10 protein-coding genes are annotated in these 14,988 nt (G+C 51.0%); 4 read left to right on the forward strand and 6 right to left on the reverse strand.

The annotated features are described in order from the left end of the window. Positions 1-19: 19 nt before the first annotated feature. Together nrdR and FT643_RS04600 are read right to left on the reverse strand one after the other, a co-directional pair. On the reverse strand, positions 20-493 hold the full coding sequence (nrdR, locus tag FT643_RS04595) for a transcriptional regulator NrdR (protein WP_156869679.1): 474 nt from the start codon (positions 491-493) through the stop codon (positions 20-22). 120 nt (positions 494-613) lie between these two features. Further along, the gene (locus FT643_RS04600; RefSeq protein ID WP_317621945.1) at positions 614-1,093 is read right to left on the reverse strand and encodes an Lrp/AsnC family transcriptional regulator; all 480 of its coding nucleotides are present in this window, start codon (positions 1,091-1,093) and stop codon (positions 614-616) included. 310 nt (positions 1,094-1,403) lie between these two features. Here FT643_RS04600 and leuA point away from each other — a divergent pair, with 310 nt between their 5' ends. Together leuA and FT643_RS04610 are read left to right on the forward strand one after the other, a co-directional pair. Further along, positions 1,404-3,068 carry a 2-isopropylmalate synthase gene (leuA, locus tag FT643_RS04605; protein ID WP_156869683.1) on the forward strand — a complete coding sequence of 555 codons (1,665 nt, stop codon included), beginning with the start codon at positions 1,404-1,406 and terminating at the stop codon, positions 3,066-3,068. Positions 3,069-3,396: 328 nt separating this feature from the next. Next, on the forward strand, positions 3,397-5,751 hold the full coding sequence (locus tag FT643_RS04610; RefSeq protein WP_156869685.1) for a calcium-binding protein: 2,355 nt from the start codon (positions 3,397-3,399) through the stop codon (positions 5,749-5,751). Between the two features lie 88 nt (positions 5,752-5,839). Here FT643_RS04610 and glyA read toward each other — a convergent pair whose 3' ends face one another. Both glyA and FT643_RS23855 read right to left on the reverse strand, forming a co-directional pair. Then, a complete protein-coding gene (gene glyA, locus FT643_RS04615; protein WP_156869687.1) occupies positions 5,840-7,096 on the reverse strand; it encodes a serine hydroxymethyltransferase in 1,257 nt (418 codons plus the stop codon). Between the two features lie 178 nt (positions 7,097-7,274). Then, a complete protein-coding gene (locus FT643_RS23855; RefSeq protein WP_198043318.1) occupies positions 7,275-10,673 on the reverse strand; it encodes a mechanosensitive ion channel domain-containing protein in 3,399 nt (1,132 codons plus the stop codon). A 178-nt stretch (positions 10,674-10,851) separates the two neighbouring features. On the opposite strand from FT643_RS23855, the gene ettA reads away from it, so the two are divergent. Further along, positions 10,852-12,522, forward strand: a complete 1,671-nt coding sequence (gene ettA / locus FT643_RS04625) for an energy-dependent translational throttle protein EttA (protein WP_156869691.1) — start codon at positions 10,852-10,854, stop codon at positions 12,520-12,522. Between the two features lie 85 nt (positions 12,523-12,607). On the opposite strand, the gene FT643_RS04630 is transcribed toward ettA, so the two are convergent. Next, on the reverse strand, positions 12,608-12,820 hold the full coding sequence (locus FT643_RS04630; protein WP_156869693.1) for a PA3496 family putative envelope integrity protein: 213 nt from the start codon (positions 12,818-12,820) through the stop codon (positions 12,608-12,610). Positions 12,821-13,196: 376 nt separating this feature from the next. Here FT643_RS04630 and FT643_RS04635 point away from each other — a divergent pair, with 376 nt between their 5' ends. Beyond that, entirely contained in the window at positions 13,197-13,562 is a 366-nt protein-coding gene (locus FT643_RS04635) for a PilZ domain-containing protein (RefSeq protein ID WP_156869695.1), read from the forward strand. 24 nt (positions 13,563-13,586) lie between these two features. Here FT643_RS04635 and radA read toward each other — a convergent pair whose 3' ends face one another. After that, on the reverse strand, positions 13,587-14,948 hold the full coding sequence (radA, locus tag FT643_RS04640; RefSeq protein ID WP_156869697.1) for a DNA repair protein RadA: 1,362 nt from the start codon (positions 14,946-14,948) through the stop codon (positions 13,587-13,589). Positions 14,949-14,988: the final 40 nt, after the last annotated feature.

Raw genomic sequence — 14,988 nt, forward strand, 5'->3', positions numbered from 1 at the left:
GAGTATACCACAAGAGGGCTTATTTCACCCCCGTTACAGTGCCATTCTTCTGCAACCGGGCGATCTCATCTGAAAACTGGCTAAGGTCTTGAAAATCACGGTAAACCGAGGCGAATCGCACATAAGCCACCTGATCCAGATCGCGCAACGCATTCATCACATCCTCACCAATGCGCCGCGATGGCAGCTCCCGCTCACCGGTGGCCCGCAGCTTGTGGCAAATCTTGTTAATCGCCAGCTCCACCTCTTCCACACTCACCGGACGCTTTTCTAAAGCCCGGTGGATGCCGCTGCGCAGCTTGTTTTCGTCGAACGGCTCGCGGGTACCATCGGATTTCACCACTTTGGGTAACATCAGCTCGGCACTTTCATAGGTTGTGAAACGTTCATTACAGGCCAGACACTCTCGGCGGCGACGCACCTGATTGCCTTCCGCCACCAAACGCGAATCGATGACCTTGGTATCGTCCGTATTACAAAAGGGGCAATGCATGGCGGGTAGCGTCCTATAAGAGAGTCAGGGTCTGAAGTTCAGGGTCGGGAATCGGTGTAGATTGGAGCTGATAATACCCTAGCCCGCCAAGGAAAAACCAGTGCACCTCCGGCGAACCCGCTATAAAGCGTGTTCCGACACCGCGATAGCGGTCTTATCCACCACTTTGCGCATGACAAAGCTGGAATGCACCCCCGACACCCCTTCGATACGGGTTAATTTACCCAACAAAAAGCGCTGATAATGATCCATATCTTCCACCACCACTTTCAGAATGTAATCCGCGCTTTGTCCGGTGATCAGATAACAGGACTGCACCTCGCTGAATTCCGCCACGGCCGATTCAAAATGCGCGAACCGCTCCGGGGTGTGCTTGTCCATTGAAATATTAATCAACGCAGTCATTTTCAGACCCAGTTTGACCTCATCCAGCAATCCCACATACCCGCGGATAAAGCCCTCCTCCTCCAACTGACGTACCCGGCGCAAACAAGGGGAAGGCGACAAACCAATACGGTCCGCCAGATCCTGGTTACTGATACGTCCGTCCTGCTGTAAAACCTCTAAAATCTGTCGATCATAACGGTCCATTGCGCCCAAACCTCACCCAAAAGCAATTAATACCCAATTTATAGCACATCAAAGCAATATAATTCCAACAAGACACCAAATTAGCGCTATTTTAGCAATCAAATTTCACTCGGCTTCCCCTACACTTCTTTCCTATCAGGTCATCGCCTGAGCTGAAGAAAAAGGGCGGACTCACAAGGTCCGCTCTATCTCGACAGCCACTCACTCACAAGGTGGGAAAATCTGGAACGGCAACTCAATCCGATCCCGGGCAGACCTGTTGACAAAGACGCACAACCTAAAGTCCCGAAATCAGACCCAACTATATACCGGAGCAACCATGTCATTCGATCATCGCAAATACAGCCCCTATTTGCCGGTGCAATTACCCGACCGCACCTGGCCCGACAAGGTCATCAACCAAGCACCCGCCTGGTGCAGCGTTGACCTGCGCGACGGCAACCAAGCCCTGATCGAACCCATGACGGTGGATGAGAAAAAACGCCTATTCACGCTGCTGGTAAAAGTCGGTTTCAAAGAAATCGAAGTGGGGTTTCCCGCCGCCTCGCAACCGGATTTCGATTTTGTCCGCGCCTTGATTGAAGAAGACATGATTCCGGACGACGTCACCATCCAGGTGTTAACCCAGTCCCGCCCGGAGTTGATCGAGCGATCTTTTGTGGCGTTGAAAGGTGCCAAGCAAGCGATTGTACATTTATATAATTCCACCTCCCCCGTGCAGCGGGAGCAGGTATTCGGATTGGATAAAGCCGGCATCACCGAGATCGCTGTCAAAGGCGCACAGAAAGTGTTAGATGAATCCCGCCAATACCCGGGCACCCGCTGGCAGTTCCAGTATTCACCGGAAAGCTATACCAGCACCGAACCGGAGTATGCAGTAGACATCTGTAGCGCCGTCATCAACGTATGGCAACCGGACGCCGACAACAAAGTCATTATTAATCTGCCTGCCACCGTGGAGGTCACCACCCCCAACGTGTACGCAGATCAGATCGAACATTTTTGTCGTCACGTGAATCAGCGTGACAACGTTATTATCAGCCTGCATACCCACAACGACCGTGGCTGCGGTGTCGCCGCCGGTGAATTAGGCGTGATGGCCGGTGCCGACCGTGTAGAAGGCACCCTGCTGGGCAACGGCGAGCGCACCGGCAATATGGACATCGTCACCATGGCGATGAACCTGTACAGCCGCGGCGTTGATCCTGAACTGGATCTGAGCGGCATGGATGAAATCATCAGCGTGGTGCAGGATGTGACTAAAATCGAAGTCCACCCCCGCCACCCTTATGCAGGCGAATTGGTTTACACCGCGTTTTCCGGCAGCCACCAGGATGCCATCCGCAAATGCTTAACCAAACGCAATAAAGACGATCTTTGGGATGTAGCCTATCTGCCCATCGACCCGCTGGATCTGGGCCGCAGCTATGAAGCAGTGGTTCGGATCAACAGCCAGTCCGGCAAAGGTGGCGTGGCGTTTGTATTGGAAAAAGATCACGGCATTTGCATACCGCGCTGGATGCAGATTTCGTTGAGCAAAATTGTGCAGGAAGATGCAGAGAGCAGCGCGGCGGAGATTTCTTCGCAACGCATCTGGGAGCTATTCCAGCAACACTTTATGGCAACCCGGCCAATGTCGGTGGTGTCTTATAAATTGCAGCACATTGAGCAGGAAGAAATCAGTTTCGTACTGGAACACAACGGTGAAAAAACCACGGTCAACGCGGTGGGTAAAGGCGCATTATCAGCCTTTTGCAGCGGACTGAATCAACACTTCGGCATTCATCTGGATGTGCTGGATTTTGAAGAGCACAGCCTGCAACACTCCAGCGACAGCGAAGCGGTTGCCATGGTGCAGGTGAATTGCCTGGGCGAACGCCACCAGGGCGCAGCGATCCACGCCGATTCTTTGTTTGCTTCGATGAACGCCATTATCGGCGCGGTGAATCAGGCAATGCAGCAAAAAGAAGTGAGTGTTGCCTGATTTCAGGTTGTGTAATTTGAAAGAATTACTATTTAGAAAGGCTCTAATAGAAGGGCTACTAATAAATAGAGCCACTAACAATTAAAGCGGCTATTAAATAAAGATACTCAGTTAAAAATGCGCCGGACGCAGCTGATTTTATGCAGTTGCACCCGGCGTTTAACGCTTTAACGCTCTCATCATATTATTTCCCCTCCCAGCCTCTCCCGAATTCCCCGTTTGTTAACGCTCCCTCTGTCTCTATTAGCCGAATACGACTATTCAACCGTAGCCTGAATGTGCAGGCTTATCTCATTTACAACTGATCCGTAGGAAAAGGTAAACCCAGATGGAATTTCGCAACACCCTGGCCATGACGGCCTCTGCATTACTGATCACACTCACCGGCTGTGGCGGAGGCGGCGGTGGCGGCGCACCCGCAGAACAACCCAGAGCACCGGCAACCCCCACAACACTACCGATATTTTTGCAAAGCCAGATCGATAAGTGTTCGTTTGTTGAAAACGGAGCACCGGTTGCTTTGGCTGGCTACAGCGGCACCCTGAGCGCAGTCACTGAGCTGAACTGTGCCGATACCCAATTCGCCAATTTTGATGAAATTGAGCTGTTAAGCGGAATGACTGCACTTCGCCTGACCAACGCCAATCTCACCAGTGTTGATGCGCTGCAAGGCCTGACTCAGTTAACCGTGCTGGATGTATCCAATAACGCACTCACCGACCTGACGACGATCAGCAACCTGATGTCGTTGCAAAACCTGAATCTGGCCAACAACAACATTGCCGACCTGTCGCCACTCACAGCCTTGCTGGCACTGACTGAACTGCGCCTGAGTGGTAACGAACTGTTAGAGTGTCCTGATGTTTTCAATCTGAAAGCCATCATCGAAAGTACCGGCACCGGCAATGTGATCATTCCGGCACAGTGCGGCGTTAGCTTGACGCTGAGAGACAGCAGTGTTCCCGACTTAGTGATTAACAATGCCCTGGAAGAAACACCCTACGATCGAGTCCAGTTTGTTGCGCCCTATATCGAACAGAATGTTGCATTGTTTGTGGTAGGTGAAGATTTAAAAGTGCAGTTGAATTCTGCTGAAGGCCCGAGGAGTGTTACTTTTACCGGATGGTTTACTGATAGAGAGAATACTGTTGCCACTTTTGGATTTGCTGGGGATAAGGAATATACGTTTCGTGAACTTCAGGATTTAGTTGGACTGAGTACTGCGCTGACAGAGATGGATGATGTGTTTGAGGGCACCAGTAATGCCGATATTGTTTATGGGTTGGGTGGCAACGATGTCATTTTTGGAAACAACGGTGCTGATATCATTCAAGGCGGGAAAGGCGATGATATTATCTTTGGTCATTGGGGCTCGATAAATGACGATGGGAGCATTTCCATCAACACCCGCTCCGGAGAGAACGGGAAAGACATCATAATGTTCAATTTGGGTGACGGAAATGACACTGTTGCAGAGCACGAAATAATCACATCACATAGATCTATCCTTAAGTTCGGTACCGGAATTTCTGCCGACAATATTCAACTTTCACGGGTCGGCTATGATTTGAAGCTCTCGTTTACCAACAGCCCTACTGATTCCGTTACTATTTATAATTGGTTTTTTGCCGATGGCTATACCATCGGATCCATCCAGTTCGGTGCTACCGAACCGGTTGATGCGAACACCTGGGTTATAAATAAAGGCTTTAGCTCGGCCAATGGTGAACCAATCGAAGGCTCACCAGGAGACGATACTATCAATGGTAGTGATGGCAACGATGTCATTTTTGGAAACAACGGTGCTGATATCATTCAAGGCGGGAAAGGCGATGATATTATCTTTGGTCATTGGGGCTCGATAAATGACGATGGGAGCATTTCCATCAACACCAGCTCCGGAGAGAACGGGAAAGACATCATAATGTTCAATTTGGGTGACGGAAATGACACTGTTGCAGAGTACGAAATAATCACATCACATAGATCTATCCTTAAGTTCGGTACCGGAATTTCTGCCGACAATATTCAACTTTCACGGGTCGGCTATGATTTGAAGCTCTCGTTTACCAACAGCCCTACTGATTCCGTTACTATTTATAATTGGTTTTTTGCCGATGACTATACCATCGGATCCATCCAGTTCGGTGCTGCCGAACCGGTTGATGCGAACACCTGGGTTATAAATAAAGGCTTTAGCTCGGCCAATGGTGAACCAATCGAAGGCTCACCAGGAGACGATACTATCAATGGTAGTGATGGCAACGATGTCATTTTTGGAAACAACGGTGCTGATATCATTCAAGGCGGGAAAGGCGATGATATTATCTTTGGTCATTGGGGCTCGATAAATGACGATGGGAGCATTTCCATCAACACCAGCTCCGGAGAGAACGGGAAAGACATCATAATGTTCAATTTGGGTGACGGAAATGACACTGTTGCAGAGCACGAAATAATCACATCACATAGATCTATCCTTAAGTTCGGTACCGGAATTTCTGCCGACAATATTCAACTTTCACGGGTCGGCTATGATTTGAAGCTCTCGTTTACCAACAGCCCTACTGATTCCGTTACTATTTATAATTGGTTTTTTGCCGATGACTATACCATCGGATCCCTTCAATTCGAAGGCCAAGAACCCCTAGACGCAGTAACATTCGTCGAATCAAAAATGTAACTGCACAACTTAAAATCTTCACAACCAAAAAGGCCGGTGCTCTTACGAACACCGGCCTTTCCTTTGCCACATTCTAAAACTCAAACGATCACTTCCCGTAAACAGGAAACCTAGCACAAACCGCTTTCACTTTTTCACGCACTTCCGCAATCAGTGCCTCGTTTTCCAGATCTGCCAGAATATCGCACATCCAGCCCGCCAGCTCCTTCACTTCTGTTTCGCCAAAACCACGACGAGTCACTGCCGGAGTTCCTATCCGCAAACCACTGGTGACAAACGGCGAGCGTGGGTCATTCGGGACGGCGTTTTTATTAACAGTGATAAACGCTTTGCCTAACGCTGCATCGGCGTCTTTACCGGTAATGTCCTGCTTGATCAGAGACAGCAGGAACAAGTGGTTGTCGGTGCCATCAGATATCACATCATAGCCGCGCTCAACAAACACCTGCGCCATCGTTTTTGCGTTGACGACCACTTGTTTTTGATAGGTTTTGAATTCGTCGCTCATGGCTTCTTTAAAGCACACGGCTTTGGCGGCGATGACGTGCATTAAGGGGCCGCCCTGCCCGCCCGGAAATACCGCTGAGTTCAGTTTCTTTTCCAGATCCGGATTGGCTTTCGCCAGGATCAGACCGGCGCGGGGGCCGCCCAGGGTTTTGTGTGTGGTGGTGGTGGTAACGTCCGCTATTTGCACGGGGTTTGGATAAACTCCGGCAGCCACCAATCCGGCCACGTGTGCCATGTCGACCATCAGATAGGCACCTACCTCATCGGCGATATCACGGAATTTTTGCCAGTCCATAATGCGGGAATAAGCGGAAAAGCCAGCCAGAATCATTTTCGGTTTGTGTTCACGGGCCAGTTGCGCCACTTGCTCGTAATCCACTTCGCCGGTGGCGTGGTCCAGTCCGTACTGAACAGCGTTATACATTTTGCCAGAGAAGTTGACTTTAGCACCGTGCGTCAGGTGGCCACCTTCCGCCAGGCTCATACCCAACACAGTGTCGCCGGGGTTCAGCAACGCCATATAAACGGCGGCGTTGGCCTGGGAGCCGGAGTGTGGCTGCACGTTGGCGTAATCGGCACCGAACAGCTCTTTGGCACGGTCGATAGCCAGTTGCTCGGCAATATCCACGTATTCACAGCCGCCGTAATAGCGCTTGCCGGGGTAACCTTCCGCGTATTTGTTGGTGAGCGCAGAGCCCTGAGCCTGCATGACCCGGGGGCTGGTGTAGTTTTCTGAGGCGATGAGTTCAATGTGCTGTTCCTGGCGCTGCTTTTCAGCTTCCATGGCTTCCCACAGTTCGGGATCAAAATCGGCAATATTCATATCGGCTGAAAACATACTGGTTCCTCGCGGCGTTCCGGATCGCTTATTGAATGCCCCAACCAACCGACAGGGACACTGGCTTAAATAAGGGCGGTATTGTACATAAAACCCCTGCCGACGGCACATGAAAGTCCCGCCGATTACCATCAATTTTGTTCACTTTACATAGCAGCCGATGCGAATACTAAGGGGCTTAGCTATTCTGGCCGGCCCCTTTCCCGGGCTCGTCTCCGGGTTGCTGGAACGCTTTGGTCCCCGTTACCGCGGCCACGTCCTTTACATGCAAATCCAATTGCGGGAAGGCAATCTCGATGCCTGCTTGCTTGAAACGCAAATCCACTTCTGTGTTCAGATTATGCAAAAGTGGCAGCCGATTACCGAATTTAGCAACAAATACCCGCAGCTCAAAATTCAGGGTGCTATCCCCAAAGCCCAGGAAAAAGGCCGATGGAGCAGGCTCGTTCAGCACGTCCTCGTGCTGTTTGGCGATGTCCAGAAGTAACCGGGTGACCAGCTTGGTATCGGAGCCATAGGCCACTCCCACCTTCAACACCAGCCGGGTGGTGGTATCACTTAATGTCCAGTTGATGAACTGATTCGTCACAAAGGTTTTGTTGGGAATGATCAGCTCTTTCATATCCCAATCGGTGATCGTCGTTGCACGCATATTGATTTTATAAACCGTGCCGCTCAGATCATTAATTGTCACTGTATCGCCGATTCTGATCGGTCGTTCATATAAGATGATCAAACCGGAGATAAAGTTCGCAAAGATTTCTTGCAGGCCAAAGCCCAAACCGACACCCAGCGCCGCCACCAGCCAGCCCAACTTACTCCAATCCAGACCCAGTTGACTGGAGGCGACCATGATCCCGGCGGCAATGACCAAATACCGCGCCGTTGACGTAATGGCAAAACGAACACCCTGATCAACACTGAAACGCTGAAGAATCATAACCTCGATCAGGCCCGGCAGGTTCTTTACGCCGATATAGGTCAACGCCAGCACTAAGAAGGTAATTAAGATCGTGCCCAAAGCGACCTTGTGAATTTCGGTGCCCATATCGGTTTCAGTGGTATAACTCCACAGAGTAATTTCCTGAAAGATCTGTGCGGCCTGGATAAAGTCGCTCCACACCCAATAACATACCAATATAAACAAGGAACAGGAAAACACCCGCAACAAAGCCCGATTCTGTTCGCTGATAGTGGACACGTCCAACTTGGGCATTTCAATCTCAGGAATTGCCTCACCACTGCTCTTACTGGCTTCCTGTTGCTCCTTGGCTTTGCGTATCGCATCACGCTTTTCGATTGCCCGTCGGTAAGCCAACTTGCGCTCCACTACGGAAAACCAGCGATGCAGCACCTGATCCAGTATCAGTATCAAAAAACCCAGCATAAACGAATAGAACAACAGCACCATCAACTCCATCGCGCTGAAGCTGTAACCCTGGAATGAAAGCGCCAACAAGGCAGCAGGCATTAAAATTGCCAACCAGAACACAGGCTTGTTCCAGCGCTGAAACCAACTGGCAGGCCCCTCAGCTCCGTGCTTGAAAATCCCCTGCTTGGGATTGAATAATTTGAGGTTAAACAGAAACAGGAAGAACACCGTCATTAGGAAAGAGGCTCTTCCCAGAACTCCGGAGTGGAAGTCGTCCCCTTCACGCCACACCACCACAAACACAAACGACCATGGCAACTGTAAATAAAGCAGTGGCAGGTACCGTTTTAAGGCTGTCACCCCGTGCGCACGCCACTGAAAATGTTCCAACGCCAGGCCGTGTCTACGGCATAGCTGACGAATCAGTTCAAAAAAGAAAAACCACCGCGCGATCAACAATATGGCTTTACCGATACCATCGGTGAACAAAGACGCTTGCGGGTTTAGCACCAGCGGGAACCCCAGCACCGCTAGTAAGACCGGGATAGGGAGAGCCATATAAACGGTGATTAGCAGCGCTTCCAAGGTATAGCGGAACTTATCTTTCGTGACATTACCGACTCTTTCCTGCAGCCGCTCCAGCCGGACACGCAGGCGCTTTCGGGTGATAACACCGATAATGGTCATCACCACCAAACCCAACAACGGCAACACCGGTTTTACCAGGACCTCATACCAGATCCGCAGAGGCTCACTCCACTTATGCTCCTGAATAAACCAGATCACGCTGCCAGGGACCATTCTGAACCATTTCAGATTCAGCGGAGTGGCGCTTTTGCGCCAGAACAGTTCCTTGTTTAACAGCTCATAGAAATCCGTCCGTTCTTCATATTGATCTTCATAAAGAATTTCCAGATTGGTCAAACCCACCACGTAGTCTGCATTGACCTGCACCAGCTTGTTGAGGGTTTCTGCCCGCAAGCTATAGATCTTATACAGGTCTGAATCTGCCAACTGGCGAAATTTGGAATCAATTTTGGACTCATCCAGTTGCTGTGCGATGAGTTGCTTGCGTGACGTTTCGGTGCGTACCTGATGCAATTTTTCATCGAGCCGGAACTGGCGCAGTCGTGCCTTGGATATCTCGGTAGATAATCCTTCATCGTTTTCATGCTCACGAATCTTAACTTGCAGCACCTGCCTCTGCCGCAACAAATAGTCGTCGACGTATTGATAAAAATCCGTCAATTCAAGTTGCTGTTTCGCTAGCTCGGCGCGGTATTTAACTTCCTGTAGTTCCTGCTTACCATCCGCGAGCCGGTCAGATGCACTGGTTAGGCTTTCAGTAACGGAGACCAGTAACTGATTGAGCTTTCTATTTTCCTTTTGTTCGTTCACCAACACCTTGGGAACTTCGTTATAGTGGCGGCTCAGCTCCACCAGGCTGTCTTTCTGTTGATCAACGCTGTTCAGGCGCATCTCATCGCGCTTTTCGCGCAGCACTTCCAATGCCGACTTGATCATATCCAGCTGTAGTAATAAAAGATCGCGGTTCACCGTGTGCAGTTCCAATAGCCGCTGATATCCCTCCAACCGGTTTTGCGCCAGACTCTTGCGAAGCTCGGCATTATTAATCTGCTGCTTCACAACCGCCACCTGCATGGTTTTTAATGACGAATTTTTATTACTGGATTCAAGCTCTTTCAACCTATCCTTGGCTGCCTGTTCATCTCGCTGTGCTTCCTGCACATCCGACCTGGCCTTGCTTGGCAAAGCCTGCTGATCTCCGATGTTCTCAAGCACGAACGACAGGCTTTGCTGCAAGGCACGGGCCTGGTTGTCGAGCAGGCTTATTGCTTTATCCAGCGCGGTCTGAGAGTCCGGAATGGGCTTTTCACCATTCGCCGCCCCCTGTTCCAGACGCCGAATTTCCAGACGCAATTGATCCGCCAACTGCGGCGCACCCTGGATTTCCAGATTCAGCTCTACGCGCTTTTGCTTAAGTTTGCTTTCCTGCTTTTCCAGGCGCTCCAGCTCATTTCCCAGTTGTTCCAATTCTTTACTGAGCGCATCGGTTTTGGAAGGTTCAGGTGCACTCTTCGTATCCAGCCCCAATGGCGCTGAATAGACGAAACCGGCGCCCAGCGCCCAAACTGTGATGACGCAAAAGGCCAGCCACTTCCACCCTGCAAATCCTGTGTTCACAAATGCTCCTAAATCAACCATCCAAAGCCCCGCGATGGCAGGGCTCAAGCTCATTCTTACCGGGACTTTAGCGACTACTTATTCTACTACTCCCCGGGCTCTGACCTGGTTTGCATCAGCGCCCCAATTGGGTTAGCGTAGCGCCCAACCACAGACTCACACAAAAACTATTTATCCTATGGCGCAATATATATACACCATGAACCGGGTATCCAAAGTGGTACCCCCGAAACGTCAGATCATCAAAGACATTTCCCTATCCTTCTTTCCCGGAGCCAAAATCGGCGTCCTCGGATTGAATGGCGCGGGCAAATCCACAGTGCTGCGCATTATGGCAGGAGTCGACAAAGAGTTCGACGGGGAAGCACGACCTGCCAGCGGTATTAATATCGGTTATTTGCCCCAGGAACCCGAACTGGATCTGAGCAAAGATGTCCGCGGTAACGTCGAAGACGGCGTACGGGAAATTAAAGACGTACTGGCGCGATTTGATGAAATCAGCATGAAGTTCGCAGAACCAATGTCTGATGACGAAATGAACAGCTTGTTGGAAGAGCAAGCGGAGTTACAAAATAAAATCGACGCCAACAATGGCTGGGATATTGACCGTAGCCTGGAGATTGCCGCCGACGCGCTGCGCCTGCCACCCTGGGAAGCCGATGTCAGCAAGCTGTCGGGTGGTGAGAAGCGCCGCGTCGCCCTGTGTCGCCTGCTGCTGTCCAGCCCGGATATGTTGTTGCTGGACGAGCCTACCAACCACCTGGATGCCGAATCCGTTGGTTGGCTGGAACGCTTCCTCCATGACTATAAAGGCACCGTAGTCGCCATTACCCATGATCGCTATTTCCTGGATAACGCAGCCGAATGGATTTTGGAGCTGGACCGCGGTCACGGCATCCCCTGGAAAGGCAACTACAGCTCCTGGCTGGAACAAAAGGAAGCGCGACTGGCCCAGGAATCCAAGCAGGAAGCGTCACGCCAGAAAGCCATGCAGGCGGAGCTGGAATGGGTTCGTTCCAACGCCAAAGGACGCCAGTCAAAAAGCAAAGCCCGCCTGGCCCGCTTTGAAGAACTCAGCAGCCAGGAATCACAAAAGCGAAACGAAACCCAGGAACTCTTTATTCCGGTAGCAGAACGCCTGGGCGATGATGTCATCGAGTTTCGCAATGTCACTAAATCATTCGGCGATCGCGTACTGTATGAAGACCTCAGCTACACCATCCCCAAAGGTGCCATCGTCGGCATTATCGGCCCCAACGGCGCCGGTAAAACCACCCTGTTCCGCATGATCGTCGGCGAAGAAAAACCAGAGCGAGGTGAAGTCCATATCGGCAGCACTGTTGACCTGGCTTACGTAGATCAATCCCGTGACGATCTGGACGGCAGCAAAACCGTTTGGGAAGAGGTGTCGGACGGGCTAGACGTGATCAAAGTCGGCTCTTTTGAGATGCCCTCCCGTTCCTATGTCGGCCGTTTCAACTTCAAAGGTTCGGACCAGCAAAAACGCGTTGGCGAGTTGTCCGGTGGTGAGCGCAACCGCTTGCACCTGGCCAAATTACTGCGCAAAGGCGGCAATGTATTGCTGCTGGATGAGCCCACCAACGACCTGGACGTAGAAACACTGCGAGCGTTGGAAGAAGCCTTGTTAACTTACGCCGGTACCGCGATCGTGATATCGCATGACCGCTGGTTTCTGGACCGGATCGCGACGCACATCCTCGATTTTGAGGGCGAAGAAGGGGTCGAGTTCTATGAAGGCAACTTCACCGAATACGAAGCTTATAAGAAGAAAAAATACGGTGAGGAATCGACTCAACCCAAACGCATTAAATACAAAAAGCTGCAATAGACAGCATCGTTGTCCACACGAATGTCGCCGTGTTGTAGCGTAAGCCTCACGACCAACAAACCCCGCACTAAGCGGGGTTTGTTATTTATTCGTCGTCGACATCCCAATCGTCATAGTCATCCAGGTCGTGTTTCAGACGCCGGTCTTCCATCAACGCTTCGATCTTGCGCAGATAGTCGCCGGAACGCTTATTCCTGGCTTCCAGACGGTTTTCAATATCGCTATCAATACCATCCATCATGTCATCGTCAATGTCATCAATGAAGGTACTGTCTTCAGATGTTGATGTTGTTCTCATAACCCAATACCTCTACAGCTATTAAACTTCTACAGCGATTAAATCAGAGTTGTGAAAAAGTGCTCTGCCAATCCGATGGCGAATTATTCCCATAAAGCCGGCTGGCTTTCATCTTTTAATTATTAACGCAGCATCAAAAAATTTTATAGTTAATTTTTCATGTTTTTAGAGTTTTTTCCCATGAATCGTATCAGCGTTATGCAATAAATAACCAAGTACAAGGTTGTTTCACAACTTTACAAAAACATTGCGCTGACGGCTTGAATTTTTTGGGTTTTCGGCGTTTTATGAAAGTTTGGCTATGCGTAAAGTATGCGTCAAAGAAGTGACCACCCGCCCCGAACCCAAATAAACAAAAATCACATGAGCCCAGGCCATGATTGAAAAACGTAATTTTACCCGCATCGCTTTTGACGCCAACGCTCGGCTGCACAAAGGGGAAGAGAGCTGCCCCACTAAGCTATTGGATATTTCCCTTAAGGGGGCGTTGGTTAAACAGCCTGAAGCCTTGCCCCTGAGCAAGGACGACCAGGTCACACTGTATTTACTATTGAGTGATGAGGAAACGGAGATCTGCATGCAAGGCAAAGTCGCCCACCTTGCTGCGGAGCAGGTCGGGATCGTGTGTGAACATATCGATGTGGACAGCGCCTCGCATTTACGCCGTATTGTGGAGCTTAACACCGGAAGTGAGTTTCTGCTGGAACGGGAAATCGAAGCCCTGATTAATTACGGATCGTAACAGTTACGCTGTAGCGCATTTTCTTCACAGGGCGTCCAATGCCTGCTCCAACCGCGCAACCGCAATGACTTCCAAACCTTCGATCGGCGCTTTGGGTTGGTTACCTTTTGGAACAATAGCGCGAGTAAAGCCGTGCTTGGCTGCTTCCCGTAAACGCTCCTGCCCACTGGGTACCGGACGAATTTCCCCCGACAAACCGATCTCGCCGAATACAATCAGATGACTGTCCAACGCTAAATTGCGCAGACTGGACACCACCGCCACCAACACAGCAAGATCCGAGCCGGTCTCCAGCACTTTTACGCCTCCCACCACGTTCACAAACACGTCCATGCCCAGGGTGGCCACACCACCGTGACGGTGCAACACCGCTAACAGCATCGCCAACCGGTTTTGGTCCAGGCCCACCGCAACCCGGCGGGGGTTGCCTAACTGACTGTCGTCAACCAAGGCCTGTACTTCGACCAGCAAGGGCCGACTGCCCTCCCGGGTTACCATCACAATGCTGCCGGGAATCGGTTGGTCATAACGGGACAAAAAAATCGCAGAAGGATTACTCACCTCGCGCAGCCCCTTATCGGTCATGGCGAACACCCCAAGCTCGTTCACCGCACCGAAACGGTTTTTCACAGCGCGGATCATGCGGAAACGGTTGTCTTGCTCACCCTCGAAATACAGCACACTGTCCACCATGTGCTCCAGCACCCGAGGCCCGGCCAATGCGCCCTCTTTTGTCACGTGGCCCACCAGAAATAAGGCGGTGCCTGTTTGTTTGGCAAAACGCACCAGAGCCGCGGCGCATTCGCGCACCTGAGACACCCCGCCAGGAGCCGAGCTTAATCCTTCGCTGTACACGGTCTGAATCGAATCCACCACCATCACACGGGGCTTTTCCAGATTCGCCGTAGCGAGGATATTTTCAATGCTGGTTTCCGACATCAGGCGCAGCTGATCCATGGGTAAATCCAGCCTCCGCGCGCGCAAGGCAACCTGCTGCAAAGACTCCTCACCGGTGATATAAAGCGCCTTGCGTTGCGCCGCAAGAAAAGTCATGGTTTGCAGCAGGATAGTCGATTTGCCAATACCTGGATCACCCCCGATCAAGACCACCGAGCCCTCAACCAAGCCCCCACCCAATACCCGGTCCAGCTCTTCAGTGCCGGTGGTGGTGCGCGGCTCTTCCACCATTTCAACAGCCGCCATCGTGGTGACTTTGCGGGCCTCTCCGGCCCAGCTTGATTTGCCGCCGCGATTGGACGACATACCACGATCCGGGTTGAACTCAGCCAGCGTATTCCAGGCACTGCAATCGGCGCACTGTCCTGCCCATTTGGCAGACACGCTGCCACAATCACTGCACACAAACTGGGTCTTAGCTTTTGCCATTGCGCTCTAAACCTTAAAAAATGGATTATAAAAAATGAAT

The sequence above is a fragment of the Ketobacter sp. MCCC 1A13808 genome (assembly GCF_009746715.1).
Classification (GTDB): domain Bacteria; phylum Pseudomonadota; class Gammaproteobacteria; order Pseudomonadales; family Ketobacteraceae; genus Ketobacter.